The sequence below is a fragment of the Sulfurimonas iocasae genome, assembly GCF_047716755.1.
Taxonomy (GTDB): Bacteria; Campylobacterota; Campylobacteria; order Campylobacterales; family Sulfurimonadaceae; genus Sulfurimonas.
This window is the reverse complement of sequence record NZ_CP180409.1, coordinates 509147-535704: the sequence shown is the minus strand read 5'-3', so window position 1 is coordinate 535704 and position 26558 is coordinate 509147. Positions and strand designations below refer to the sequence as shown.

The window sequence follows — 26558 nt, the reverse complement described above, 5'->3', positions numbered from 1 at the left end:
TATGTTTACTTTATTGGTTCAATAACAAAAAGCATTTTACCCGCACTGATATTTTCACCTTCACTACATAATACTTTTGTGATTTTTCCATGTTCAGGTGCTTCAATATCTACTTCCATTTTCATAGATTCTGCAATAGCAAGTACTGCACCTTCTTCTACCACATCACCAAGTTTTGCAAGAACTTTCCAGATACTTCCTTGAATCGGAGACTCAATAGCCTCTGCATCTACACCTAGTTCTATCACTTGCATATTTTCTTGTAAAACTTCACTACTCTCCATATTGAAGTTTGCAAGACCAGTACGTTCCCACATATTACGCTCTTCATCAAAAGCTTCTTGTTGTGTACTTTTAAACTCTTTTATAGACTCATCGTTAGATTCTAGAAATTCTTTGTACTCTTTAAGATTGAATGTGTTCTCTTCAATCTTTAGCTTAAAACGCCCTCTTGGAAAATCTTCACGCATCTTATGTAGCTCATCTGAAGAGACCTCATAAAACTTTATCTGATCAAAAAAGTTTAATAGCCAAGGTTTCCCCTCTGTAAAATCTTCAGTCTGGCGGTAGCGGTTCCACATCTGAACTGTACGTCCAACAAACTGATAACCTCCAGGACCCTCCATCCCGTAAACACACATATATGCCCCGCCTATACCTACGGCATTTTCAGGCGTCCATGTACGTGCAGGATTATATTTTGTAGTAACAAGTCTGTGTCTTGGGTCAAGCGGTGTAGCAACCGGAGCACCAAGGTAAACATCTCCAAGTCCCATAACAAGATAGCTTGCCTCAAACAAGATCTTTTTAACATCTTCTATAGAGTCAAGTCCGTTTATACGTCTTATGAACTCTATATTGCTCGGACACCAAGGAGCATCAGGACGAACTGTTTTCATATACTTATCAATCGCCACGCGTGTAGATTCATCATCCCAAGAAAGTGGGAGATGCACGACACGAGTAGGAATATTTATATCGTCTACACAAGGAAGAGTAAGTTCTATCTCTTTAAGTCTCTCTATAAGCTCTGAACGTTCACAAATTTTCGGATTAAAATGAACTTGTAAAGAACGAATACCGGGAGTGATATCTATGATTCCATCAAGGTCTGCTTTGTTAAGTGCTTCCATAAGTACGTGAACACGAAAACGAAGGTCGATGTCCAGTTGCATCTCTCCGTACTCTACAAGCAGATTGCAGTCACCGGACTGGCGAAACACTACAGAAGGAACATCATCTTGAGCCTCATCAGAGTAGATGATAGGCGAGCCTATAGGTTTAGGTGAAAGAAACTCTCTCTCATCATATGTACTTAGTGAATCAAGTGCTTTTTCTTGCGCATCTATCATCATCTGAGCGCTTTCATGCTCAAGCGGTACAAATTTTACTCTATCACCCGCACGAAGCTGACCCATTTTCCAAAGCTCTGCACTTACAATAGTCACAGGACAAACAAATCCTCCAAGACTCGGACCATCAGGCCCTAAGATAACAGGCATGTCACCAGTAAAGTCAACGGCACCGATTGAATAAGCATTATCATGAATATTAGACGGATGAAGTCCAGCCTCACCACCATCGGTTCTAGCCCACTCAGGTTTTGGACCAATAAGACGTATCCCAGTTCTATTTGAGTTATAATGAATTTCCCACGAAGTCTCAAAAAATGTTTTGATATCAGAGTCTGTAAAAAAGTCAGGTGCTCCATGAGGACCATAAAGTACACCTATTTCCCACTCATTTTCTAGTTTTCTAAAAGGTGTCACTTCTTTTGTTGATATTTCAGATGCAATCATAGAATCAATATGAATAACGTCCCCAGAGATTAAAGTACGACCAGCGTGACCACCAAACTTTCCAAGCTCAAAGGTAGCACGACTTCCAAGATATTCAGGTACATCTAGACCACCACGAATTCCAAGGTAAGTTCTAAATCCTTGATTACTTACTTTTTTTAGTTTTAGTACACTTCCAGCTTTTATTTCTATAGCTTTATTCATTGAGATACTTTCATCATCTAAGTATGCATCTATCTCTGAGCCGCATAAAGCGATTACTGAATCACAATTAAAACGTAATGTCGGTCCTGATATCGCTATCTCAAACCCTGAAGCTTCTTTAGAATTACCCAATATCTTGTTGACATAAGAAAAAGAAAAAGCGTCAAATGCACCAGATGGCGGTACACCTATATTCCAATAACCTGTCCTTCCTTGTAAATCTTGAATAGTAGTTTGTGTTCCCGGACGAAGTACATCTATAGAGTTTGTAGAAAATTCGAAACTGTTTAGATATTTTGTAGTTTGAGTTGCGTTTTGAAATACATCAGATTCAACTATAGCACCAAGATATTTCAGATTTGTTTCAATCCCGTCTACTCTTGTATTTTGGATAGCTTTAGAAATTTTATTTAGTGCATCTGATCGGTCTTGGCCTTTTACAATTAATTTTGCAATCATAGGATCATAAAATGCAGATACTTCTAAACCAGTTTCAACAAATGTATCACATCGAATATCATCAGCAAACTCTACATTTGTAAGTACTCCAGAACTAGGTTGAAAGTTTTTAGATGGGTCTTCTGCATATACACGCACTTCAATAGAATGACCGCTTGGCGTATGTTTATATTCATAAAGTTCTGGATTATTACCATATGCCTGAAGTATCATCCACTTCACTAAATCAACACTGCTTACTTCTTCAGTAATTCCATGTTCAACCTGCAATCTTGTGTTTACTTCTAGAAAATAAAACTCACCGTTTGTAGTATCATAAACATATTCTACTGTTCCTGCAGAGAGGTAATGAACTGAAGATGTAAGATCTTTTGCTGCCTTATAAAGCGCTTGTCTTGTCTCATCACTGATACCAACGGCTGGAGTCTCTTCTATAACTTTCTGGTTACGTCTTTGAACAGAACAATCACGATCTCCCAAAACTGCGACATGTCCTTTTCCATCACCAAAAACTTGCACCTCTATATGACGAGCGGCAGCTACATACTTCTCTAAAAACATACCGCCATCTGAGAAGTTGTTCTCACTTAGACGTTTTACAGATTCATAAGCCTCGCACAGTTCAGTCTCATCGTAGCAAAGTTGCATACCGATTCCTCCTCCACCTGCCGTACTCTTTAACATTACAGGGTAAGTGATGCGTTTAGCTTCCTTTTTTGCTTCATCCAAATCTTCAAGAAGTGATGAACCAGGAAGTAGCGGTACATTGTTAGCCTCAGCTATCTCACGTGCAGTATGTTTTAGCCCGAACTTCTGCATATGCTCCGCTCTTGGACCTATAAAAGTGATGCCAGCTGCTTCACACTCCGCAGAAAAAGATGAGTTCTCACTCAAAAAACCGTAACCCGGATGCACAGCTTCTGCACCACTCTTTTTTGCAATATCTAAAATCTTATTTGTATCTAAATAACTCTCACTCGCAAGTCCTGCACCTATATAGTAAGACTCGTCAGCCATACTTACATGTAATGAGTCTGCATCTGCTGCTGTATATACTGCTACAGATTTGATACCCATCTCTTTTAGGGTTTTTATTACGCGACAAGCTATTTCACCACGATTTGCAATCAATACTTTACTAAACATATATTAATCCTTAAAATATAATCGGGTCGTCCCGTAAATGTACATCTTATAGGTCGTCCTATAAAATGAAGATATATCTCTTAATCTTCCCAGATAATCATCTGAACAGGAGTCGGGTTGTAATCATTACAAGGATTGTTTAGCTGAGGACAGTTTGACACAAGCACCAAAGTATCCATTTTGGCTTTTAAATCAATATAATCTCCAGGTTTAGAGATTCCGTCAACAATGATAAGATGTCCATCCTCTTTAACAGGTACATTCATAAAAAAGTTGATGTTGTTAGTTAAATCCCTAGGGTCCATCTCTAATTCGCCAATCTCATAAAGATAATTGTCACGACAGCTATGCATATATTTTGTATCTAGTGCATATCTAACCGTATTGCTTTCTGCACTACAGTGTCCACCGAGTGTGTCATGGTTACCACAAGTATCTGCAACAACTTCCATCATCACATTATCATCAGTTGAGATAAGTTTTGTTCCGGTAGTTACAAAGATACTTCCCTGTTCTCTTACCGTATCATTAGCAGAGTAGCGCTCTTCATGGTCATTTGCATTGTAAAAGAGTGTATCAACAGCTTGACATCCCTCAAGATCCATTATGCGGAGAGTTTGTCCTTTTTTTACAACATAACTCCAAGGTACACCTGCCGGAATTTTTTCATTATAAACTGCATTTTCAAAATTTTGGCTCATCTTTTTCTCCTTAAGCAAAGTAGCGTGCATTATTTATAAAAGCACGTTGTGATTGTGGGCTGAAATTTTTACAAAGATCATCTTCTGTCACAGGAGATCCTTTATAAAGCGTAAGTTGAACATCACTTGGATTGTACTCACCTTTCTCCATCACATGTGGTGTGTTTGAAAGTACGAGAAGAACATTCATCTCAGCGCGTAAATCTATGTAACTTCCATGCTCTGCACGTTTAGTAGATAATTCAAGTTTATTTCCATCAACAACATCTACTTTTCTAAAAAAATTAATTGCAGGGACCATATCACGTTTTCCCATCCCATATTTTCCAAGTTCTACAAGGAAATTTTCACGGTCACTTTTATAGTAACAGTTACGTAAATCTCCATAAACACCATCACCAAAATTCTCTTTTAATATACGCGGATTACTAATTCCTGCAATTGCATCAAAAAGACCATCGGTAGTATCATCTGTTATGGAAAATAGGATGCGACCAAGCTCTGAGTAAAGTGATTTTCCTTTAGTAAAAAAAGCATTGTGTTGAATTTTTACCGTATCTGCAGAGTTAAAACGTTCTGCTGTATTATCAGCATTGTAAAACATTGCTGAAAGAGAAGCTAGTCCATCGTTACTTGTAATACGTATCTTATCTCCACGGCGAATTATCTTAGACCATCTGGCACCGCCTGGCAGTATCTCATCTAAAAGTATATTTTCTGGTTTAATTGCTCTATGTTGTGTACTCATTTTTTCTCCTTAATTATTGATTTATCTATCTCTTGTAACACTGTTTCTCTCGTATCACCTACAGGGATATCATAAGTTATCTGTGCTCCGTAAGCATTTGGAAATCTTGGGTCAGAGTGGACTTTGTCAAATACCAAAAGTCTCGTACCCAGATAAAAACTCTCATGCAAATCATGTGTAACCATTACAATTGTAAGGTTGTTCTTTCTCCACAAATCAAGTATAAGCTCATGCATATCTGCACGTATACCGGGATCTAACGCACCAAAAGGCTCATCAAGCAACAAAATCTTAGGCTTTTTCACCAATGACTGTGCTATTGATAGTCTCTGCTGCATCCCCCCTGAAAGCTCACTTGGATATTTATCCGCAGAATCTGCAATACCTACAGATTCAAGCATCTCCATAGCTCTTTCTTTTGCCTTGGCTCTTTGTTTGCCAAAAAGCTTTCCAAAAAACTTCGAACCGCCAAGCTCGATGCCCAACATCACGTTTTCTAAAACGCTTAGATGAGGGAAGACCGAATATCTTTGAAAAACGATACCCCTCTCGACTCCAGGCTCACTTGGAAAAGGTTTCCCCTCTAGTAAAAAAGTACCTCTTGTATGTGTCTCTTGACCCAGAAGCATCTTTAAAAATGTTGTCTTTCCGCATCCTGATGGTCCAACAAGTGTACAAAACTCACCCTCTTTTATCTCTATGTTTATATTTTCAAGTACCACATTATCGCCGTACTCTTTCCATAGTTTTTTAATAGTTACAAGGCTCATTTACTCTCCCCTCCAACTTCATACCAAGGGAACATCTTATATGTAACCTTTTTAAGTAGGTAGTCAAATAGAAATGCTAATAATGTTATCCATATTACATAAGGTAAAATCACATCCATTGCTAGGTAACGACGTACTAAAAATATACGATAACCCAAGCCTTCAGTCGCTGCAATAGCCTCAGCGGATATTAGAAATATCCACGCTGTACCTAAAGTCAGTCTTACACCATCTAGAAGTCTTGGCATTATCTGCGGTAAAATCACACGCCATACTATAGTCCAGCTTGAAGCTCCAAGTGTTTGTGCTTTTATAAGTTGCTCTTGTGGTATTTCAATCACACGCTGTTGTAAGTCACGCACCAAAATCGGTGTAACACCGATTACGATGAGAGCTACTTTAGCCATCTCACCCATACCAAAAACAATGAATAAAATGGGCAAAACAGCCATTGGTGGGACCATAGAAAATGCTGCTACAAAAGGTGATAATCCAGAACGAACAAATGGAATCAACCCTAACGGGATAGCCATAAGTAGTGCCAATACTGCACTAATCAATATACCAAGGCCAAGACGCTCTAATGAAGATTTTGTATCTTCAATAAACAATATCTCACCCGTACGTTTACTGGGTGTAAATGCCATCCTATCAATTGCAGATACAAAACTTGACATTGACGGTAAAAGCTTATCGTTTGGATTCTCTGCAAGTCTCGCATCAGATGCAAACAGATAGATGATTACTACCAAAATAAATGGTAGCAATCCTAAATAAAATGAACCAAGTTTTGATGGCTTATTATTCATGAAACGTTTCATGGGAGACCTTACAGTTTCCCTTCGTTAGCCATTTTTACATAAGTATCAATAAAACGGAGTTTGATGTTATTCTTATCACCAAATATTTTAGAACCAGGAAATTCCATACCGATAAAACCTGCATCTGGTGCACCTTCACCTAGCAGTCCATGATCAAATGAAAATTCACTCACTTTTTTCATAGTTTTTGGAAGTTCAGAGCTTAAAGCAAAGTTTAGAGCCTCACTTGGTTCATAAAACATTTTAGTAGATGCTAGTTGGCTTTTGTAACCTGCTAAATCAGTTCCTGAAGCTTTTGCCATAAATTCTAATGCTTCTTTATCACCTTTTTTCATTAATGCTAAAACTTCAAACCAAGCACCTGTTAATGCTTTAGCAAGTTTAGGGTTATCATTTAAAGTGTCAGTATGCACTAAAAGCATATCAACAATTTCACCAGGGATTTTACTTGAATCAAATACAAGATTTGCATTTTTCATAGCTTTAAGTTCACTAAGTTGTGGGTTCCATGTAGTAACAGCTGTCACCTCATCAGATGTAAATGCCGCAACAATATCAGCATCTGAAGTATTCATTACCTTTACGTCTTTTTCACTCATACCAACAGACTCAAGTCCACGTGCTAAAAGATAGTGAGATACAGATAGCTCAACAAGGTTAACCGTTTGGCCTTTAATATCATTAAGAGATTTTTTATTTTTTAAAATAACCCCATCATTTCCATTAGAAAAATCACCCATAATAAGGGCAGTTGAATCAACTCCACCAGCAGCAGGAATAGTAAGAGCATCCATATTGGTCATTACACAAGCGTCAAACTTACCAACTGTATATTGATTAATAGATTCAATGTAGTCATTTACTTGAACCATCTCGATTTCAATATCATACTTCTTAGCCCATTTATCAACTATACCCTTATTCTGAGCATAATCCCAAGGCATCCAACCTACATATATTGTCCAAGCTACTTGAAACTTATCTTTAGTTTCTGCCATAAGTGATGATGAGCCAAGTGTCGTAACTAGTACTGTGGCAACTAATAGTTTTGATGTGAATTTAAAAAGAGGTTTCATTAAGAACTCCTGAGTAGATTTAAGGTAAACACACCAAGAGGCTGATAACCTCCCGGGCTTTTATCCCTCCGTGTAACCTCTACTCAAGAGGTTGACAACTCTTGGACCAGACATGAAATTAATTCACCGGAACCCTAGTTATCCATTAATTGTAGTGAGGCAATTCAGCCTCATGATATGTTTTCTGAAATAATTTTAACATTAATAAAAAAGTATTTGTACAATTAACTGATTAAAAAATATACAATTTTGAAAATTTAGTGTGAGCTTTTCTTTCTAATATCTAGAGTTTAAAATTTTAAATGATGGTTTTAATGACTATAAAGTAGTTTAAATCTATCTAGTTCGTAGTAACTAATAAAATGATATAATTCCACCAATGAAAAATTCAATAAACTTTAAAGCAAATACTCCTTATGAAGCAGCTGGTGATCAACCTACTGCAATAAAAGAGTTAAGTGAATCGATACTAAAGGGTAATCGCTACCAAACACTTGAGGGTGTAACAGGTAGCGGTAAAACGTACACTATGGCTAAGGTTATAGAGAATGTGAAGATGCCAACCATCGTTATGACTCACAACAAAACTTTGGCGGCTCAGTTGTACTCTGAGTTTAGAAGTTTCTTTCCTAATGCTCATGTTGAGTACTTTGTGTCGTATTATGATTATTATCAGCCGGAGGCTTACATCCCCCGCCAGGATTTATTTATTGAAAAAGACAGTGCTATAAATGATGAGTTAGAGCGTATGAGACTCTCTTCAACTGCCAATCTTCTCTCTTATGATGATGTTATAGTCATAGCATCTGTATCAGCAAATTACGGGCTTGGTGATCCTGAAGAATATCTCAATATGGTTCAAGTTTTAGAAGTCGGAGATGAGATACCTCAAAAAAAACTTCTTCTTCGCCTAGTTGAAATGGGCTACTCAAGAAATGACACATATTTTGACACTGGACATATACGAGTCAATGGAGAGAGTTTAGATATCTACCCACCCTACTTTGAACAAGAAGCTATACGCATAGAGTTTTTTGGTGATGAAATAGAAGCTATCTATACTTTTGAAGTTATCGACAACAAGAAACTAGAAAATCATAAAAGTTTTACTATATATGCAACTTCACAGTTTAGTGTTTCTCAAGAAAAAATGGCAGTTGCTATAAAACGAATCGAAGAAGAACTTGATGATAGACTAGCGTACTTTCAATCTGCCGGAAAACTTTTAGAGTACCAAAGACTAAAACAAAGAGTTGAGTTTGACCTAGAGATGCTTCAGACTACAGGAATGTGTAAAGGAGTTGAGAACTACTCGAGACTTCTTACAAATAAAAAGCCAGGGGATGCTCCATTTACTCTGCTTGACTACTTTGCTCTTAACCATAAAGATTATCTGGTTATAGTTGATGAGTCTCATGTTTCACTTCCGCAGTATCGTGGAATGTATGCAGGAGACAGAGCCAGAAAAGAGGTTTTAGTTGATTATGGCTTTAGACTTCCCAGTGCTTTAGATAACCGACCCCTAAAAGCTGATGAATACATAAATAAAGCTCCTCACTATCTTTTTGTATCCGCTACTCCTGCTGAGTATGAGCTTGAAATGTCTAGTGTAACAGCACATCAAATTATCAGACCGACCGGACTGCTAGACCCAATTTTAGAGATAAGAACATCAGACAATCAAGTTGAAGATATACATGATGAGATAAAAGGCATAACAGTTAAAGATGAAAGAGTTCTAATAACAGTTCTTACAAAAAAGATGGCTGAAGCTCTTACAAAATACTTAGCAGACTTAGGCATAAAAGTTCAGTATATGCACTCTGATATAGATACTATAGAGAGAAATCAAATCATTAGAGCGCTTAGACTAGGTGAGTTTGATGTTCTCATAGGTATAAACCTGCTTCGTGAGGGTTTAGACCTTCCTGAAGTCTCTCTTGTAGCAATCTTAGATGCTGATAAAGAAGGCTTTTTAAGAAGTGAGACTGCACTTATTCAGACAATTGGTCGAGGGGCAAGAAATTCTAATGGCAGAGTAATTCTTTATGCAAATAAAATCACAAAATCAATGCAAAAAGCCATAGATACAACTACTTCAAGAAGAGCGATTCAAGAAGCACATAACAAAAAACATGGTATTACCCCAACAACCACAATTCGTAAGCTGGATGCAAACTTAAAAGTAGAAGATTACGGCGGTATTTACCAAAAACACAAAAAAATGGATAAAATGCCAGCATCAGAAAGAAAAGCTTTAACAAAAGAGCTTTCTCTAAAAATGAAGCAAGCAGCCAAAGAGTTAAACTTTGAAGAGGCAGCTCGTCTTCGTGATGAGATTATGAAAATAAAACAACTTTAATTACTTGGCTAGACTAAGGCAGTGCAAATCTGATTCTTTTTCGGCTACATTTTATAACTAAAATGTGCTCGTCAAAGAGATTTCCACTGTCAAAATTTAAGGATAAATTTTGGAAGATACATTTAGTAATTTAGCAACTTATGGATACATAGGACTTTTTCTCTACTCGCTAGGTGGTGGGTTTCTAGCAATTATTGGTGCAGGTGTATTATCTTTTATGGGGAAAATGGACTTAACTACATCTATAGCTATTGCTTTTTTTGCAAATGCTTTAGGTGATTTTTTACTCTTTTATATGGCGCGTTACCAAAAAACTATGATGATGGATGGCTTGCGTAAACATAGACGTAAATTAGCACTTGCACATGTTATGATGAAAAAAAATGGTTCATGGATTATATTAATTCAAAAATTCGTATATGGAATTAAGACTCTCATTCCTATTGCTATCGGTCTTACAAAATATGACTTTAAAAGGTTTGCTATACTAAACGTACTGAGTGCTGGCATTTGGGCATTAGTATTTGGAATAGGAAGTTATTATTCTGGAAGTGCTTTAGTGAAACTGGCTGGGATTGTAGGCGACAAACCTTGGATTGCACCTCTTATTTTGGTGTTTTTCGGAGGAGCTTTATGGCTTTACATGGAAAAAGCTACTAAGAAAAAATAAATTAAAATTTAAAGAGGGATGTGAAAGTGTGCTATAGCACATGACGAGTGTAGCAACGCAGCAAGTGCATTGCTATTTGAATTTAAGAACCTATAATTGGTCCAAATGGTGCATAGTCTGTATGATCTGCATCTTGATATTTTTTATAATTATTTACAAACATCTCAGCTAACTCATCTCTAGTCTTATCAAAAAGTTCTTTATCTTCCCATGCATTACGAGGGTTTAAAATAGCAGGATTAATATTACCTAGAGTTTTAGGAACGTTAAGTCTAAATGTTTTAGTAGTGTCAAATTCACTATCTTTAATAGTTCCATCTAAAATAGCATTGATACAAGCACGAGTATCTTTAATACTCATTCTCTTTCCAACACCATAACCTCCACCTGTCCAACCAGTATTAACTAGATAAACATTTGCACCATGTTCATCTATCTTTTTACCTAAAAGATCTGCATAAACAGTTGGATGCAATGGTAAGAAAGCCTCACCAAAACAAGCACTAAAAGTTGCAACTGGTTCAGTAATACCACGCTCAGTTCCAGCAACTTTAGCAGTATAACCACTTAAGAAGTAGTACATAGCCTGCTCTTTTGTAAGTTTTGATACTGGAGGTAAAATACCAAAAGCATCTGCTGTTAAGAATATGATATTTTCAGGATGACCTGCCATTAAATTATGTTTATGATTTTGTATATGTTCAATTGGGTAAGAAACACGAGTGTTTTCTGTTTTACTTCCATCTTCATAATCTACTTCACCCTCACCATACATTACAACATTTTCAAGAAGTGCATTTGTTTTGATTGCATTATAGATTTCTGGCTCACTTTTTCCATCTAGATTGATTACTTTTGCGTAACATCCACCTTCGAAGTTAAAGACACCGTGATTATCCCAACCATGTTCATCATCTCCGATTAGAGCACGATGAGGATCCGTACTAAGTGTAGTTTTGCCTGTTCCACTTAGTCCAAAGAAAAGTGCAGTATCACCATTCTTACCAACATTTGCTGAACAGTGCATTGGAAGTTTACCTTCTAGCGGTAACCAGTAGTTCATCATTGAAAAAATTCCTTTTTTCATCTCACCACCGTACCAAGTACCACCAATAATAGCTATATTATTTTCAACATCAAAAAGCACAAACACTTCTGAGTTAAGTCCATGTTCTTTCCATTTATTATTTACAGCTTTACAAGCATTTAAAACTGTAAAATCTGATTTGAAAACTTCTAGTTCAGATTCAGTTGGACGAATAAACATATTTTTTACAAAGTGAGACTGCCAAGCTATTTCAGAGACAAAACGAACTGATCTTTTTGAAGCTGCGCTTGAACCACAAAAAACATCCGTTACATATAGGTCTTTATTTGAGAGTTGTTCTTGGGCAACTACTAACAGCTCTGCAAAAATATCAGCAGAAACTTTTTTATTTACATCACCCCAAGCTATGTATTTGTTTGATGGATCACAATCTACAAAGTATTTATCTTTAGGACTACGACCAGTGAAGATACCTGTGTCAACAGCAGTCGCGCCTTTTTTTGTTTGAGCACATTCACCATTCTCAAGTTCATGTTGTATCAGTTCTTCATAACTAAGGTTATGGTGAACATTACTAATATTTTTTAATCCTAACTCTTCTAACTCAGCTAAATTCATAACTTACCTTTTGGGTACTTTTTTTAATATGGAAATTATACACTCAATAAACATAAATTAAATATAAATATATAGGCTAACACAAGAAAAATTGTTTTAAGATTTCTTTGGTAAAATCATGTCCTTGATTTACTTGTACAACTTAGTCAGCTTAATGCTCTCTAGACAAGTTTATAGAAAACATAAATTAGCTCGATTAACTCAGTGGTAGAGTGCTTCCATGACATGGAAGAAGTCACTGGTTCAAGTCCAGTATCGAGCACCATTCATAATTCCCTATTTTACAGTATTATATAGATTTCTCTACAACTAATTATTCTTAACTTGCACAACTGGTAGTAGAAGTGGTAGTAGAAATATTATTAAATATATCAATACTTCTATTTAGTCCTATATGACTTTTACCTAAATATCTTGCATATACATTCACAATCATTCTTAATGATGTATGTCCTAATATACTGGCAACTTCTTGCATAGACATCATATTAGAGCTTAAAGCAGTTGCCGCAAATGTATGTCTAGTGTTTTTCATTTTTCGATATTCAAAACCTAAATTCTCTAAAAGTTCATACCATGAACCTTTTGTAGTTGATATAACTCTACCACCATCAGATTTGCGTATATTTCCATATGTACGATTACCTCGTATGTCTACACTATCGTTCAAAGAACTTCCATCTTCTTTACAGAAAAGATATTCACTTTTTTTTGAAGTCGCATATTCTATTTGATTAGAAAAAAAATCTCTCGCTGTTTCAAATAATGGAATTTGTCTATCACTAGATACAGTTTTAGTTGATTTTTCTCTATTTTTAGTAATAGCTCTTTCTATATTAATAATTGAATGTTTAAAGTCAATATCAGAAATTTTTAACCCGATTATTTCTTGGATTCTCATGCCCGTGTTGAAGGCAATGCCTAGATAATTTCGCAACATACCTTCTGCACTAGATATAAGTAGTTCAACCTCATCTTTATTAAATGGCTTAACCTCTACACCATTTACCACTTTATCCTCTTTTTCAAGTTGAAAGTTTTGTAATAAATTTGTAGGTGTTGCATTATCTTCAGATACTAATTGAAAAAGTCCTCTTATATGAACTAACCAAGATTGCTTAGTGGCTCTTGATACATTCATAGAAGCAAAAAATTCACGGATATTTAATACCGTTATTTCAGATGGTAATGTTTCATAACCCACATACTCAATTAATTTATTAATCCTACTTGTAATAGTCTGAATTTTGGCATTTTTCTTCTTTATGGCAATAAAACTATCAGAATACATTCCAATACTTTTAGGTTGTATTTTAAGTAAAGACTTATCTTTTAATTGTGCTTCAAATTTGGGCATAGTATTACGAACTATTTCCATATTTTCAGGTGTAAACTTTTTACCTGTAGATTTCTTTTTTAATTTACCGTTATTGTCAAAGAACTCGATGTAGATCTTATTACCTCTTGGGTAAACTGAACTTACTTCATTTATTCGTTTCTTAATCATGTGTACTCCTTGCTATAAGGTGCAGTGTTCGTAAGATTAAGAGGTATGATAATTCTATCATATTATGCTGCAAGTGTTGATAAAAGTTCATTTTCTTCCTCCTCATCAATTAACCCAAAGATACACTTATCTAAAGCCTTTATGTCCCATCTGGTAATTCTTGAATTTACACCTTTGAAATAATGAATACCTTCAAAAAAATCTATATTCATTCTATTTTTTAAAAATGAAGGGTCGATTGAAAAATAAAATGCAGCTTCATCAATTTTAAAATATTTTTTTAATTCGAATGGATAATTTTTCATTTTTAATTCCTCGTATAATTTCTTTTATGAGTAAGTAGTTCTTTTTTAAAGTTTTTTTGACTTTAAAGCAAAGAAGTATTACTCTTTTAAGATTGAAGTACTAACTTCAAATCTTGTAACTTTCACAGTTTATGACTAAAGATAAAACAACATTTTTTTCCTTATAGCAGGATATGAAAATATTTTATATCTACTGACTACATCATTAAGCCAGTTGGTGTCTTTAGTTGTTAATCACTTATTAAAAGCTGTTGGGGTAGCTGTTATTTTAGCACCTACAACACATAGATTAACGAGGCTGTGAATTCTAACAATTTAACTTTTGTTTTTTTGTTAGGCAACTTAAGATTACACGACAAGGATTATAGAGATGTATTACGTAGGAATAGATATTGCAAAGAGTTTTCATGTTGTTTCAGTTATCGATGATAGTGAAACTAAGGTTATTAACAAGCCTTTTAAAATCAACAATGATTTAAAAGGGTTTGAAAAATTACTTACTATTTTAGATAGTGTCACTTTAGATAAAGATGACTTTATTATCGGTATAGAAGCAACTGGTATTTATGGTGAAAACCTTTTAGAGTTTTTAAAGTCTAAGGGCTATAGTGTTAAACTACTCAATCCATTTCAAACCTCAAGGTATAGAGAACAAATAACTATGAAAAAAGTAAAAAATGACAACATAGACTCTTTAGTTATAGCACTCTTTTTAAAAGATGGCAAATACTCATCAGGTTATGTAACTGATGATGAGTATCAGAGCCTTAGAACACTCTATAGAAATCGTGCTTCTATTCAGTCTGATATGAAAGAGGTTAAGAAGAGAATCATTACTCAAATAACAGTTACATTTCCAGAGTTTGAGAGCTTCACAAATCCATTTACCATAAGTGGTCTAGCTCTGCTTGAAAAGTATCCAACAGCATATCACTATAAGCATAGTAGCGTTGATAGAATCATGAAGATATTTGCTCATATTCAAGGCAATAACTTCAATAAAGACAAAGCCCTAAGATTACTAGAACTCTCAAGAGAGTCTATCTATTCAGGTAAGGCTAAAGATGCAAGAGCAATAGCTATTAGAAGTACTATTAGGCTTTTAAAGATGTATCTTAGTGAGATAGATATTATTGAAGCTGAGATACTCTCTTTGCTTGATAAAAAAGGCATTAATAGTTCAACACTTGATGAGCTACCAGAGAGTAACACTCTTATTGATAACCTTAAAACCATACCTGGAGTAAGTGATAAAACTGTAGCTGCTGTTATTAGTGAATGTGGAGACCTGACGAGGTTTCCATCTATACCTAAGTTTATAGGATATCTTGGACTCTTTCCAACAGAAAATAGCTCTGGTAATTCTAAAAGTGTAGGTCACTTAAGTAAAAGAGGCTCTTCTTTGGTCAAGCATGCACTATATCTTAGTGCTGTAAGTTGTCTGATACATAACAAACAGATGAAGCAACTCTACGATACTAAAAGAAGTCAAGGCAAATCTAAAAAAGAGGGACTTGTTGCAGTTTCAAGAAAACTTGCAACTATCATATACTCTATTTTTAAATACAACACACCCTATAATCCAAATCGTGTATTTACAAATTAGTCATAAACAGTGATAAGTTAAAGATCACAAGTTAGTACTTAAATCATTCATAATAGCAATAATATTTAAAGCTATTACCGTACTAGTTGTTAACCAAAATAGAGACAAATATATAATTTACTCTATAGTTTGATTATCAAAACACTCTTTGCTCAAATTTTAGAAATGAAATACAACAAAGAGTATTTAAAAAATCAAACTTGCAAGATTTTTAGCTCTTGCATAGTTCTTTGAAGTAATATTGTTAATAAACTAATGTCTATTTTTTACTTTCCTTGCTTTTTAAGTTATTCTTTATAAAAAGGCTTATATCTCTGAAACTGCTAAATAAGTAGTTCCATTTTTACTTTTGACTTCATACTTAAAGTGTTTCTCTAGTATTTTTTTAATGTAAAGAAAAGCTTCTATAATCTCTTCATGACCTAATTTATCTATATAACTATAAATAATCATATAAAGAAAAGCAGTGTTTTTCACTGTAATTTTTTTTGTAAAACATATCTCATATAAGTCATCTATGTCATTATTATCAGGTGTATATCCACATAAACTATCAATGAGTTTTTTTACATTTTCCAAGAACTTTTTGTTATTTATTTTAATTGTTTTCATAATTTTTCCTTTTATCTATGCTATTTTTTTATTTTCATTTGTTGCAATATTATTTGCTACTGTATGATTAGGTACTTCAAGAGCATTAAAGATTGACTTTAATAATCTAACATATACACCAGGAGACACTGTGTTTCCAAGTTGTTTGTTCTGGACAGTCTTTGGACCAACAAATTTAAATTCTTCACTAAAACCATGTACTTTTTTAGCTTCTTCTTGTGTCATTGTTCTTACTCTGCCATCTACTAAAAACTTTGCATAATTATTTGTATTAATACAAGGTGCAACATATGGGTAATGTACTCTTGAAGTTGATTGAAAAGTCATACCCTCATATTTTCCATAGGTATGAATTCTATTTTCTCTTCTTGCTTGATTAACTGGTACAAGTAGATGATTAGCTACATTGTTATAATAAAAACTTTCATCTACTTCGTTTTCTAAAATATCAGCAACAGTAAATTCTAAATCAATGTTCTCTGGGAATGAAAAACCAGTATCTAGTTCTTTTAAGATTCCAATAATAAAAATACGCTCTCTATTTTGTGGGAAGCCTTGGTCGCAAGCATTTATAGTTTTCCAATAATATGTATAGCGATTATCTTCAAGGAGTAATAATTCAATGGTATGAAGTGTATGTCCAATAGTGTTCTTATAATCACTATTTATTAAAGATGTATGTAATCCTGATTGTTTATCATGAGAGATAAGACCTTTTACATTTTCATAGATAACTATACTTGCATTAACCTTTTTTTGTAAATTAATGGCTGTTAGAAAGAGGTTTCCATTTTCACTTTCAAATTCCTCTCTAATCCCCTGTATACTGAATGACTGACAAGGTGGGGTTTGAACAAGAATATCACACTGAAAACCTTCTTCTATATTCTCATACAGTTCATTAATATCATTAATATGATTCTCTGGCACAAACTCATTATTTTCATAATAAGTTTGGTTTGCTCTTTTATCTATTTCACAAATAATTTTAAAAGTGTTAATACTTAATAATCGTAGAGCATGCGAAAGAGCTCCTATTCCATTGAAAGTTGATATTACACTTAGTTTTTGACTGAAAGTTTCAGCACCTATTGTTTGATGAGTTTCAAAAGTATTGTCAAACATTTTGAATCCTTTATAAGATTAAATTCAAGAACAAATAAAATCACTTTTAAATGTCTTGTTGGTGTAATAATCCCATATGCTGGATATATTGAAACTCTCATTGAGTATAGATATGTTGAGAAATAAAAAAAGTTTATTAGAAGAGTTAAGAAAAGGGTATTTTAAATATTAGTTAATTTAGAAGTTTAGAAGATTGAATCATCCATATGGAAAAATTCAAGAGAGTCAAGGTGGAAGTCCTCTAGAGATTTGATAAATGGGTCATTAACTAGGGTGTATAGGTATTCCCATTTAGCACGCTTAATTTTCATAAGTTTGAATTTTATATCATGGATAGCTTTATCATCAGCTTCCTTGTTATTTATTTTGATTTGCTCATAAATCATTTTATCGATACTTCTATAATACTTATTTCTACATACTTTTCCAGTCTTACTAAAAAAGTTTGGGTTATTTACTAGTAGGTTGAAATATTGAATATGTAAATTATTTGAATGAGAGATTACATGTAAATATTTATTTATTGTAACATCATTACTACTAAGACCAGAGTATAAAATCTTAAATGTATTTTCCCACTGTTTATCAAATGCCAATGTGTCATGCTCTAATTCATCTTCATACTCTATGTCATCTTTACCACTTACTGCTTCATATATAATGTCATATTTACCATCATTATTTTCATTGTACTCTTTGATATATTCAAGTGCTATATCTTCAGCATCCATATTATAATTTTCAAGTTCTTCTTGTAGTTCATAGTCATACCACTTGTCCGCTTCATCTGATACCTCATACTCAAGGTCCAAACCTATATAATTATAATAACCATGTATCTCCAAAAGACTATTAGCTCCATGCGTTAAAATATTAATTGAATCCCTATATAGCTTATCATCAGTATTAAGAAGCATTCCAAAGCGATAAAATCCATTAATCACATCTAAATCCCTCACTGATACTAAATATTTTTCTCTATCTTTGTTATCTTTATCATATTGGATTTTTCTTTTTTGTAGCTCTTTTAATATGGGTTCATCGTAGAGCCATTTATATCTATATATAAAATCAGCAATAACTTCTAATTCATAAAGCTCATCAATTAATTGATGTTTAATTTTTTTCCCATTAATCATAATAGGTGCCGGATTAGTATATAGGTTTGGAAAGTGTCTAAAGAGTATGCGACTATGTAGCTGATTATAAATTTTCTGCACATACTTTTTTGAAGTTTTTGAAGTTTTTAAAGTGTTTAAATTATAAGTTATGAGGGTAAGATATTCTTCTTTTTTACTTGGATTAAATAAGTTAGTACTTTTTTTACTGTCATCTTCAGTCGTGTCTTTTAGCAGTGTATAGTTATTTATAAAATCTTTTAATGCTTTGAGTTTTTTTGCACTAATATTTATCTCTAAACTATCTATTTCTCCCATTACTAAACTGTAGTTTGTGAGATTTATTGCAGCAATATTTTTTTTATAAACTATGCTGTTTTTAATAAATTCTGATTCATCTTCATATGCTTTGATTCTATAATAAGAATTATCACTGCCATTACCTATATCTTCTTTTATTATATAGGTTGAGTCTGTAAGATAATGAAGTGTTCTCACAATATTTTTTTTATGTTTTTGTTTTACATTGTAAAAAGAATATCTTGAATCTTTATTTTTAGGCATATTGGATTTTAACATAAATAGATTTGAGTAATTCTATTTATTGTTTGAAAGATAAAGGAATGTCTTACTACTCGCGCAGTCTCTTTATAGTAATGGATGACTGATTTTACTATCTGTAAAATTAGGAATACTATAAAGAGACTGCGTGCGGGCGATAAAGATATGAAGTTCCTATTTAGGTGCTTTGTATCATAAAGAGGTATCTTCCTAGATACCTCTATACTTCCTAAGAATGGGTGTATAGAGTGTTTTTTATAAACACTATCTCAATACTATCCATAAACTCTCTTTTTAAGGACTTTTTTACAAAGAAGAGCTGTCTCTTTTCTCTTAAATATAAAAAAGGCTGAGAATCTTTTTTTACTACTATAACAGTAGTATGATTATCTTCAGGAGAATAATGAAACTTATCCATAAACTATATAACAACTATGAGCTGGCACCTCAAACTCTCTAAACTTATTTCTATAAAAATCAATAAATCACTATTTTAATAATCTATCCTATTTATTTATCTGCCATAAGTTGAGTTATTTCCAAGTAATCTATTAGAGTAGTAATACTACTCTCAATCTTTTTTTCGTTCTTTTTAATAAACAAAGGACATTGTTAATCTACATCTAATTACTTATCAAAGATTCATCAATCTTGTATTTCTAATACATCAATATATGGTTAATAATTTATTAATCTCTCATCAATAAAAAAAGGAAAAAAATATGTTTAATGAAATAAAAATAAAAAGATTAAGTTTCTTGTTGTCCATAGATGATACAGCACTTTTACAAAGTGCTCTTAAAAGACAAGCTAAATATATGAAAGTAAGTTCAATTCTACTTTTGAACTCTTACATCACTATGCTTGATGTAAAAAAAGAGTATGAGTTAAATAAACTCGAAGTACAAAAATATAAAACTAAGAATTTAGTGATTCAGAAATATAAAACAGAGATTGTAGAACTTTATATGCAAGGTATGGGATATTTAAAAATCTCCAATTCTTTATACCTAAATCATAATACAAAAGTTTCAAAATCTTCAATTGAAAATTTTATCAAGAAAAACTCAATCCAAAGAGCCGATAATGGCTAACCTAAAAGGTGGGAGTTTTGAGAAGCAGGTAAAAGATATTTTTCATCGTTTATCTGCATTTGGGGAGAAGAGATTTGGAAAAGATAGCCATCAAACACATTCAAGCGCAATTTCTAAAAAAAGGTCTGAATATGCTTCTTCTTTTTCTTCATTTATTACTAATAAAGGACTTGAGGGGAAATTAAACACCCATATGACTAATGAGTATATAAAAGAATATTTAGAGCTAAGAACAGTTGACTTGGCATATTCTTCCACTATTAATTATTATCGTGGTTTTAGTAGCTTTATCGAGGGATTAAAAGAGAGTAATGTCTCAATTGAATTTGATAAAAAAATAATTGATGATTTAGTAAAAGATTTTAAAGTAAATAACATCAAACCTGACTTTCAAACCAATAGAGCAATAGATAACCCTGAAAAAATAATAGAGAGTATCTCAAATACACATTATTCACTCTCATTGGTGGCGCAGGTACAATATGAGTGTGGATTGAGAGTAAGGGAAGCTTATGCAGTTGTAGGTCATATTGAAAAATATTTCAAAGAGGACTCTCAAACTCTTGAAGGTATTTTAGGAAAAGGAAATCATATTTATAACAGCAAGAATATATCTTATTCACTTGCAACTGCCATTGAAGCTAATACAGAGAAATTACCAACTCAAACAACTTATAGTAATGTTTTAAGTGAATATGGTGTGAAATCTCATGATTTTAGATATACCTATGCCAAAAATTTATATGAGAAAAAAACAACTGAGGGAGAGAACTATAAAGAAGTTCTAAAAGATGTCTCTAAGGAACTGAATCACACAAGAGAGCAAATGACAAGATTTTATCTCGCTCGTGCCTAATATTTATTTTACATCCCTAAAAGCGATAATGATTATCTGAGTCTTTTTTTTGAGCGGTGGATCCTTAGCACCGGTTCAATCATTTTGAAGCATATGGGATGGAGCGACCATCCTATACGCACTTATAAAAATAAAACTATTTCAATATACCCCATTGAGAAATCATTTCAACTGAGTTAGATAATAAAAAACTAAAAAGTGAAGCGACGAACACTTCAATTATTAGTTTAATAAAATTTATGCTTTTTAATAACCTTTCCATTTTTTCCCCTTTTACAAATAGTATGTTTTGTTATAGTAAAAGTGATTAAAAAAAAATGCCTTTTTACTTTTTCTCTTTCAAATCCCTAAAAATAGGGATTTTTTTGGGTTTTATTTTAGGTATTTTAGAATGGTGGTTCAATTAAGTCAATATTATCTATTAAATCATCACTATGTTTTTCAAAGAGATTTATAAAATCAACTTTGTTAATTCTAATACATCTGATAGTTTTTCCTTCAACTTTATAGTTTTTGTTTTCTATATTAAAAATCTCTTCAAAGTTATTTATTTTATATCTAGACTTTTTATAAAAATCCTCTCCAAAGCATTTGATAATATCCTCAAATGTAGATTTGACCTGTTTAATATGTATATACTCAAACGTAGTAATAATATTTTTATTTATCTTTATATCTGTGTTTGTTAAATCATACTCCTCAGCATCGAATAATTCATAAACTTTTGTGTAGAAATTCACTTTGATTTCATCTACAATATTTTCAGCATTTAACTTATGTTTTTTATAAAAACTCTTTAATACCACTTCGGCTTGATTGGAACTTTCAAGTTCTCCAAGACTTATATAATATTCAATTTTATCAGTTATAGTTTTATAGATATATTGTTTCATACAATTAAAATAGAGCATATTCTTGTGCTCCATATATTTTGCTCTTTGCTCAAGTTTTATAGAATGACTTTTATCTATTACATTCATTCTATCAGTGATTTGAGTATCAACACCACCTGTAAAACTATTTGATGATTCAGCACTTAAAAATATTTTACTAAAAAGTTCTACTTCTGTCCTTAGTTCATATTTAGGATCAAGTATCATATTATTGGTATAGTCTTTGAACTCTTTTTTAAATACTGTAAATTCATCAATAACCATAGATAGAGAGTTTTCAAATTCTTGAGGCTTCAAAGATGATGGAGATTTAAAATCTTCATATCTACATTTTGCAATCATACCAAGATTACTTAGTATTCCTATAAAAAATGACTTTCCAAATCCTGCTGGAATATTTAGATGAAGGTAGGATTGTCTTCTGTTATTTGTAAATCTACAAGCAACAATCCATTCTAAAATACTATGAAGCTCTTTAAAATGTTGATGATAATCATCAATTATCTCATTATATATATCATCACTTATATCAAGTGGTTTAGGTATTATAAAATCAAGTGAATTCTTTTTAATAAAAAGTTTAGTTCCTATTTTTTTAATGATGAGTTTATCTTTTTGGAAGAGGTCTGTTTGTTTAAGTACAGTCTCTATCGTGTTTTGAAAAAAACAGGCACTAAAAAAGAGACCATCTATTTTAAAAAATCTTTTCCCTTTTCTTGCCCCTTTTTCAATAATTCCAATAAACTCCGGGAAATCTTGAGAGATTAAATCTACTAAAGCATCTCTTGATTTTACTAGTTCAATTTTTGCAAGCTTTCTACTATAGTAGTACTCTTTTTGTCTTATGGAAAAGAGACTGTCAAATAGTATCTGTGCTCTTGGAGTATCTTTTAAAAACTTTTCTAGATTAAAATCATCTCCACTGTTATTATTTTTTATACTTGGATTTTTCTCTGGCTCTTTTACTTCTTGAACTTGAGCAAGCTCTTCAATTATTTCAGTTGGATCTTCATCATTTGAAAAATGACCGAAGAGGGATTTTATTTTATTTTTAAACATATTTTTATTACCTTTTTTTTAAATTTTAAATCATTATGCTGCATTATTAAAATAAAGCCAATTAGATTTTAAAGAAATTGCAAAAGTTATGTGAGGTCATTTATGTTTTTTAAAATATATGGTTGATATAGTCCTATTTATAGGGATTGTATGAAGAGTTGAAGAAGTTGCATAAGATTTTAGTTTTTATTATATATTTATTACTTATTATATATTATTTATATTTTTCTATTTTATTAAAAAGAGTATGTAACCATATAACCTATAATGATATTTTCAATTCTTTCCCCTTGTTTTTGGGATTGAAGAGGGTTGTGCAAGGTTAGCTTTTAGGTTGCGATGTAATTTATATACTATAACTTATGTAGCTTTGTATATTTAAAAGATACAAAGGACATCTTCTTGGGGATTTATTAAGATTACTGGTGCTATTTTAAAAGTTGAAGAATCATTTAACAAGAACTTAACTAAATAAACTTTTAATATTGTGGTTAGCATTGAAAGCATTAGAAAAATCTCTAATACAATTTATAGTTGTATTTTTTTACTTTAAATAGAATTATTGAATTTTAGCTATTAAATCAACATATGCACTTTCATGACGTTTCATTAATTCAATTAATAGTATTTTCTGTGTATCAGATAATACTTGGTTTTCGATTAAATTTTTTTTCGTTAAATACACACTACCTGAAATTATTTCATCAATCATCAAGGAAGTTAATTTTTGATTTTTTACTAAATTTATAATTACTTCTTTTGATCCAGTTGCTATAAGGTTGAAAATATCATCTTCAGATAGATCATTTCTTTTTGTAATAACTTCTTTAAACTTTTGTGACAATAATGATTCTGATTCTAGAATAGATTTATATGCCTCATCTTCTCTACTAATTACTAAGTAGTTAATTTCTTGAGGACTACCATCTTGTTCAAGTCTTTTTTCTTTAAGCTCTTGCAAAACTTCTTTTTGTGCTCTTGCCCAGTCATTTCCACTCTCAGATGAAAGACTACCAACTTCTAGTCCCAATTGCTCGTATATAGCTATTCTTAGATCATCTTCATTCATACTTGTACTTCCTATATATATTTTTTTACTATTCTTTTCTAAAAACTTTATTATTATTCTCTGTTTCTTTAGTATTAAAATTGACTAAATCAGTATCTAACTTTTCCTTAGAAACTCTAAACTTCATTAAATCTTGAAAATTTTCGTTATATTCATATCCTATGAAATTTCTTTTATTCTTTAATGCAGAAATCATTGATGTACCAGATCCTAGAAAAGGATCTAATACAATATCATTTTCATTAGTAATGAGCCTAATAACTCTATCTATTAAAGCTGTTGGATATATGGCAGGATGTATAAAGTCTTTTCCTACACTACCTGCTTTTCTATTTATATTCCAAATAAGACCATTATTAAGCTCTTCATTTTTATACTCACTAATCTGAGATATATTTTGTGAGTTGAAGCTAAAGTTATCATCTTTTATAAACCATAAAAAATACTCATACTTATCGACAAGATTATTTTTATGAGTTGGTATGCCAGATGACTTATGCCATATGATAATGTCTTTTAATTTAAAACCCATTTTTTTACATTCTTTGATTATGTCATTGGGAATTAATATTGGTTTTTTATTCTTGGTCCGTGTATTAATATTAATCCACATACTTCCATCATTTTTTAATACGCGGTATGTTTCTTTCCATATTTTATTAAGTCTATCAAGATACTCTTCATAGCTTTCTTGACCAATTTGTCCTTTTTTAAAGTAATTTTTTAAATCCCAATATGGCGGAGATGTAACCATTAAAGACACAGTATTGTCTTCTATCTCATTCATTACTTCAGAACTTTTAAAATAGACATTTGCACCACTAAAGTTATTTATATTTTTTACTTGCTTATTAACAGATTCAACTTCATTCTGACATTGCTCTTCCATGTCATATGTTTTGAATTCAATTTTTCTATCTTTAATTAATTTACTTTTATCTAATGAGGAATAAGCTTCAATTAAAATATTTTCTTTTTCTTTGCTTGTTGATACAATACATCTGTTGATTATTTCCTCTGGGGATAAGATAATATGTTCTGTTATTTTACCTTTACCATCATCAATGGTAGGTATCCAAACATTACTAGGATCTTTACCTTTTTCGTTATAGTTCTTTGTTCTTTTACCCCATTCAACATCTTTCCAAATATGCTTTTCACGAATATTGTCTTTTTGAAAATACATTTTATTATAGTCTTTGACAAACCACAACAAATAATTGATATTGTGCTTTAAATGTTTGTTTGAACTCAATACAGGAAAAACAATTGTATTTATATGTTTAAAATCACATTCTAATGCATTTTCAATAACATCAAAAAAAGAGTTTTGAATAGTATTATTTTCATAGATGTTATCTGTGATAATGAACATATTTCCATTGTCTGACAACTCTTCTTTAAATACAGTTAGTTTGCTGGTTAAAGTATCTAAGTTTTTTGCTTCGTAAATTATTGTTTGGTATAAATCATTTTTCATTTTTAACTTCTTCCATTCTTTCTAAAGCAATATCACAATACTCTTTAACTTTGTCTATATATATCCATTTTCTATTTAGTTTCTTAGCCATTTTCACTGTTGTTCCGCTACCACCGAAAATATCCAAGACAATATCCCCTTCATTACTCCATGACTTAATATGGTCTTCAGCAAGTTTATCAGGAAAAATTGCTGGATGCTTATGGGCTATTTTATCTTTTGTCGCAAACCCTTTACCATTTATATACCTCCAGATATTAGTCCTTATCCCATACTCACCAACCGTCTTCTTACCTTTCTTTGTTAGACTACCGTCTTTTTCTCTTCTTGTAACTTCAGAGTAAGTTTCAACACCTGCCCACTTGTTTTTTTATCTTTTAGTAGATTAACTGTTTTCGGCTTTCCTTTAGTAATAATAAACATGTACTCAAATGTATTAAAATATCTATTAGGGTGAGGAGGACCTGATCCCGCTTTTTCATATATGATGACATCATAAATATTAAAACCAAGTTCTTCAAAATAAATAGATTGTTTAAAGCTAGTTAATGATTTACTCCCATTTTTCGTTTTATCTGCCACTACCCAGACTATAGTTCCACCAACTTTCATGACTCTATATAACTCTTTTGCAATAGTTTTAAATTTGTCAAAATTCCAAATAACTTTTTTTTCATAGTCTCTTAAATCATCATATGGAGGGCTTGTTACTATTAAATCAATACAGTTTTCAGGTAAAACGGTTAGTAGCTTAAGGTTATCTCCTTCTATGCACTTTTCTCCAAGTTCTTGAAAAAAGTTATCAACGCTAATTTTATTTTTTAATAACTTTTCTATTTTATATGTCAAGT

The 26558-nt window shown here is 32.2% G+C and carries 23 protein-coding genes, 1 tRNA gene and 1 riboswitch; of the genes, 6 read left to right on the top strand and 18 right to left on the bottom strand.

Annotated features, from left to right (window positions below; all coding sequences use genetic code 11):
* Positions 1-5: 5 nt before the first annotated feature.
* From uca to ACLHDE_RS02705, 6 genes are all read right to left on the bottom strand, one after another.
* Entirely contained in the window at positions 6-3608 is a 3603-nt protein-coding gene (gene uca / locus ACLHDE_RS02730; RefSeq protein ID WP_415397631.1) for an urea carboxylase, read from the bottom strand.
* A gap of 80 nt (positions 3609-3688) precedes the next feature.
* Positions 3689-4309, bottom strand: a complete 621-nt coding sequence (locus ACLHDE_RS02725; RefSeq protein ID WP_415397630.1) for an urea amidolyase associated protein UAAP2 — start codon at positions 4307-4309, stop codon at positions 3689-3691.
* 10 nt (positions 4310-4319) lie between these two features.
* Positions 4320-5057 (bottom strand): urea amidolyase associated protein UAAP1, encoded by a 738-nt coding sequence (locus ACLHDE_RS02720; protein ID WP_415397629.1) that lies wholly within the window; start codon positions 5055-5057, stop codon positions 4320-4322.
* Positions 5054-5827 carry an ABC transporter ATP-binding protein gene (locus ACLHDE_RS02715; RefSeq protein ID WP_415397628.1) on the bottom strand — a complete coding sequence of 258 codons (774 nt, stop codon included), beginning with the start codon at positions 5825-5827 and terminating at the stop codon, positions 5054-5056. Before ACLHDE_RS02715 ends, ACLHDE_RS02720 begins: the two co-directional genes overlap by 4 nt.
* The gene (locus tag ACLHDE_RS02710) at positions 5824-6636 is read right to left on the bottom strand and encodes an ABC transporter permease (protein ID WP_415397627.1); all 813 of its coding nucleotides are present in this window, start codon (positions 6634-6636) and stop codon (positions 5824-5826) included. Before ACLHDE_RS02710 ends, ACLHDE_RS02715 begins: the two co-directional genes overlap by 4 nt.
* Positions 6637-6656: 20 nt before the next feature.
* Entirely contained in the window at positions 6657-7724 is a 1068-nt protein-coding gene (locus ACLHDE_RS02705) for a putative urea ABC transporter substrate-binding protein (protein WP_415397626.1), read from the bottom strand.
* A gap of 47 nt (positions 7725-7771) precedes the next feature.
* Positions 7772-7873, bottom strand: a riboswitch (guanidine-I (ykkC/yxkD leader).
* Positions 7874-8103: 230 nt separating this feature from the next.
* Here ACLHDE_RS02705 and uvrB point away from each other — a divergent pair.
* Together uvrB and ACLHDE_RS02695 are read left to right on the top strand one after the other, a co-directional pair.
* Positions 8104-10086, top strand: a complete 1983-nt coding sequence (gene uvrB, locus ACLHDE_RS02700) for an excinuclease ABC subunit UvrB (protein WP_415397625.1) — start codon at positions 8104-8106, stop codon at positions 10084-10086.
* A 109-nt stretch (positions 10087-10195) separates the two neighbouring features.
* A complete protein-coding gene (locus ACLHDE_RS02695) occupies positions 10196-10756 on the top strand; it encodes a DedA family protein (protein ID WP_415397624.1) in 561 nt (186 codons plus the stop codon).
* Positions 10757-10838: 82 nt separating this feature from the next.
* On the opposite strand, the gene pckA is transcribed toward ACLHDE_RS02695, so the two are convergent.
* Positions 10839-12422 (bottom strand): phosphoenolpyruvate carboxykinase (ATP), encoded by a 1584-nt coding sequence (pckA, locus tag ACLHDE_RS02690; protein WP_415397623.1) that lies wholly within the window; start codon positions 12420-12422, stop codon positions 10839-10841.
* 190 nt (positions 12423-12612) lie between these two features.
* Here pckA and ACLHDE_RS02685 point away from each other — a divergent pair.
* A tRNA-Val gene (locus ACLHDE_RS02685) sits at positions 12613-12687 on the top strand.
* A gap of 54 nt (positions 12688-12741) precedes the next feature.
* Here ACLHDE_RS02685 and ACLHDE_RS02680 read toward each other — a convergent pair.
* Both ACLHDE_RS02680 and ACLHDE_RS02675 read right to left on the bottom strand, forming a co-directional pair.
* Complete coding sequence (locus ACLHDE_RS02680) at positions 12742-13929, bottom strand: tyrosine-type recombinase/integrase (RefSeq protein WP_415397622.1); 1188 nt, start codon at positions 13927-13929, stop codon at positions 12742-12744.
* A gap of 62 nt (positions 13930-13991) precedes the next feature.
* Complete coding sequence (locus ACLHDE_RS02675; RefSeq protein ID WP_415397621.1) at positions 13992-14234, bottom strand: hypothetical protein; 243 nt, start codon at positions 14232-14234, stop codon at positions 13992-13994.
* 370 nt (positions 14235-14604) lie between these two features.
* Between ACLHDE_RS02675 and ACLHDE_RS02670 the strand changes: the two genes are divergently transcribed.
* Positions 14605-15840, top strand: coding sequence for an IS110 family transposase (locus ACLHDE_RS02670; RefSeq protein WP_415395806.1), 1236 nt, complete (start codon positions 14605-14607; stop codon positions 15838-15840).
* 306 nt (positions 15841-16146) lie between these two features.
* Here ACLHDE_RS02670 and ACLHDE_RS02665 read toward each other — a convergent pair whose 3' ends face one another.
* The 4 genes from ACLHDE_RS02665 to ACLHDE_RS02650 all read right to left on the bottom strand — a co-directional run bounded on the left by ACLHDE_RS02665 (position 16147) and on the right by ACLHDE_RS02650 (position 19674).
* Entirely contained in the window at positions 16147-16452 is a 306-nt protein-coding gene (locus tag ACLHDE_RS02665) for a hypothetical protein (protein WP_415397620.1), read from the bottom strand.
* 15 nt (positions 16453-16467) lie between these two features.
* Positions 16468-17577 (bottom strand): DNA cytosine methyltransferase, encoded by a 1110-nt coding sequence (locus tag ACLHDE_RS02660; protein ID WP_415397619.1) that lies wholly within the window; start codon positions 17575-17577, stop codon positions 16468-16470.
* A 185-nt stretch (positions 17578-17762) separates the two neighbouring features.
* Complete coding sequence (locus ACLHDE_RS02655) at positions 17763-19274, bottom strand: hypothetical protein (RefSeq protein WP_415397618.1); 1512 nt, start codon at positions 19272-19274, stop codon at positions 17763-17765.
* Positions 19275-19485: 211 nt separating this feature from the next.
* On the bottom strand, positions 19486-19674 hold the full coding sequence (locus ACLHDE_RS02650) for a hypothetical protein (RefSeq protein ID WP_415397617.1): 189 nt from the start codon (positions 19672-19674) through the stop codon (positions 19486-19488).
* A 304-nt stretch (positions 19675-19978) separates the two neighbouring features.
* Here ACLHDE_RS02650 and ACLHDE_RS02645 point away from each other — a divergent pair, with 304 nt between their 5' ends.
* Entirely contained in the window at positions 19979-20350 is a 372-nt protein-coding gene (locus ACLHDE_RS02645) for a hypothetical protein (protein WP_415397616.1), read from the top strand.
* On the top strand, positions 20343-21206 hold the full coding sequence (locus ACLHDE_RS02640; RefSeq protein ID WP_415397615.1) for a hypothetical protein: 864 nt from the start codon (positions 20343-20345) through the stop codon (positions 21204-21206). The genes ACLHDE_RS02645 and ACLHDE_RS02640 overlap by 8 nt, the downstream gene beginning before the upstream one ends.
* A gap of 386 nt (positions 21207-21592) precedes the next feature.
* Here ACLHDE_RS02640 and ACLHDE_RS02635 read toward each other — a convergent pair whose 3' ends face one another.
* The 5 genes from ACLHDE_RS02635 to ACLHDE_RS02615 form a co-directional block, all read right to left on the bottom strand.
* Positions 21593-23158 (bottom strand): hypothetical protein, encoded by a 1566-nt coding sequence (locus ACLHDE_RS02635; RefSeq protein ID WP_415397614.1) that lies wholly within the window; start codon positions 23156-23158, stop codon positions 21593-21595.
* Between the two features lie 559 nt (positions 23159-23717).
* The gene (locus ACLHDE_RS02630; RefSeq protein ID WP_415397613.1) at positions 23718-24227 is read right to left on the bottom strand and encodes a hypothetical protein; all 510 of its coding nucleotides are present in this window, start codon (positions 24225-24227) and stop codon (positions 23718-23720) included.
* Positions 24228-24255: 28 nt separating this feature from the next.
* On the bottom strand, positions 24256-25707 hold the full coding sequence (locus ACLHDE_RS02625) for a DNA methyltransferase (protein ID WP_415397612.1): 1452 nt from the start codon (positions 25705-25707) through the stop codon (positions 24256-24258).
* Positions 25697-25975: a DNA methyltransferase gene (locus tag ACLHDE_RS02620; RefSeq protein ID WP_415398558.1), complete on the bottom strand. Its 279-nt coding sequence runs from the start codon at positions 25973-25975 to the stop codon at positions 25697-25699. Before ACLHDE_RS02620 ends, ACLHDE_RS02625 begins: the two co-directional genes overlap by 11 nt.
* Before the next feature lie 35 nt (positions 25976-26010).
* Complete coding sequence (locus ACLHDE_RS02615; protein WP_415397611.1) at positions 26011-26556, bottom strand: DNA methyltransferase; 546 nt, start codon at positions 26554-26556, stop codon at positions 26011-26013.
* Between the last annotated feature and the right edge of the window lie 2 nt (positions 26557-26558).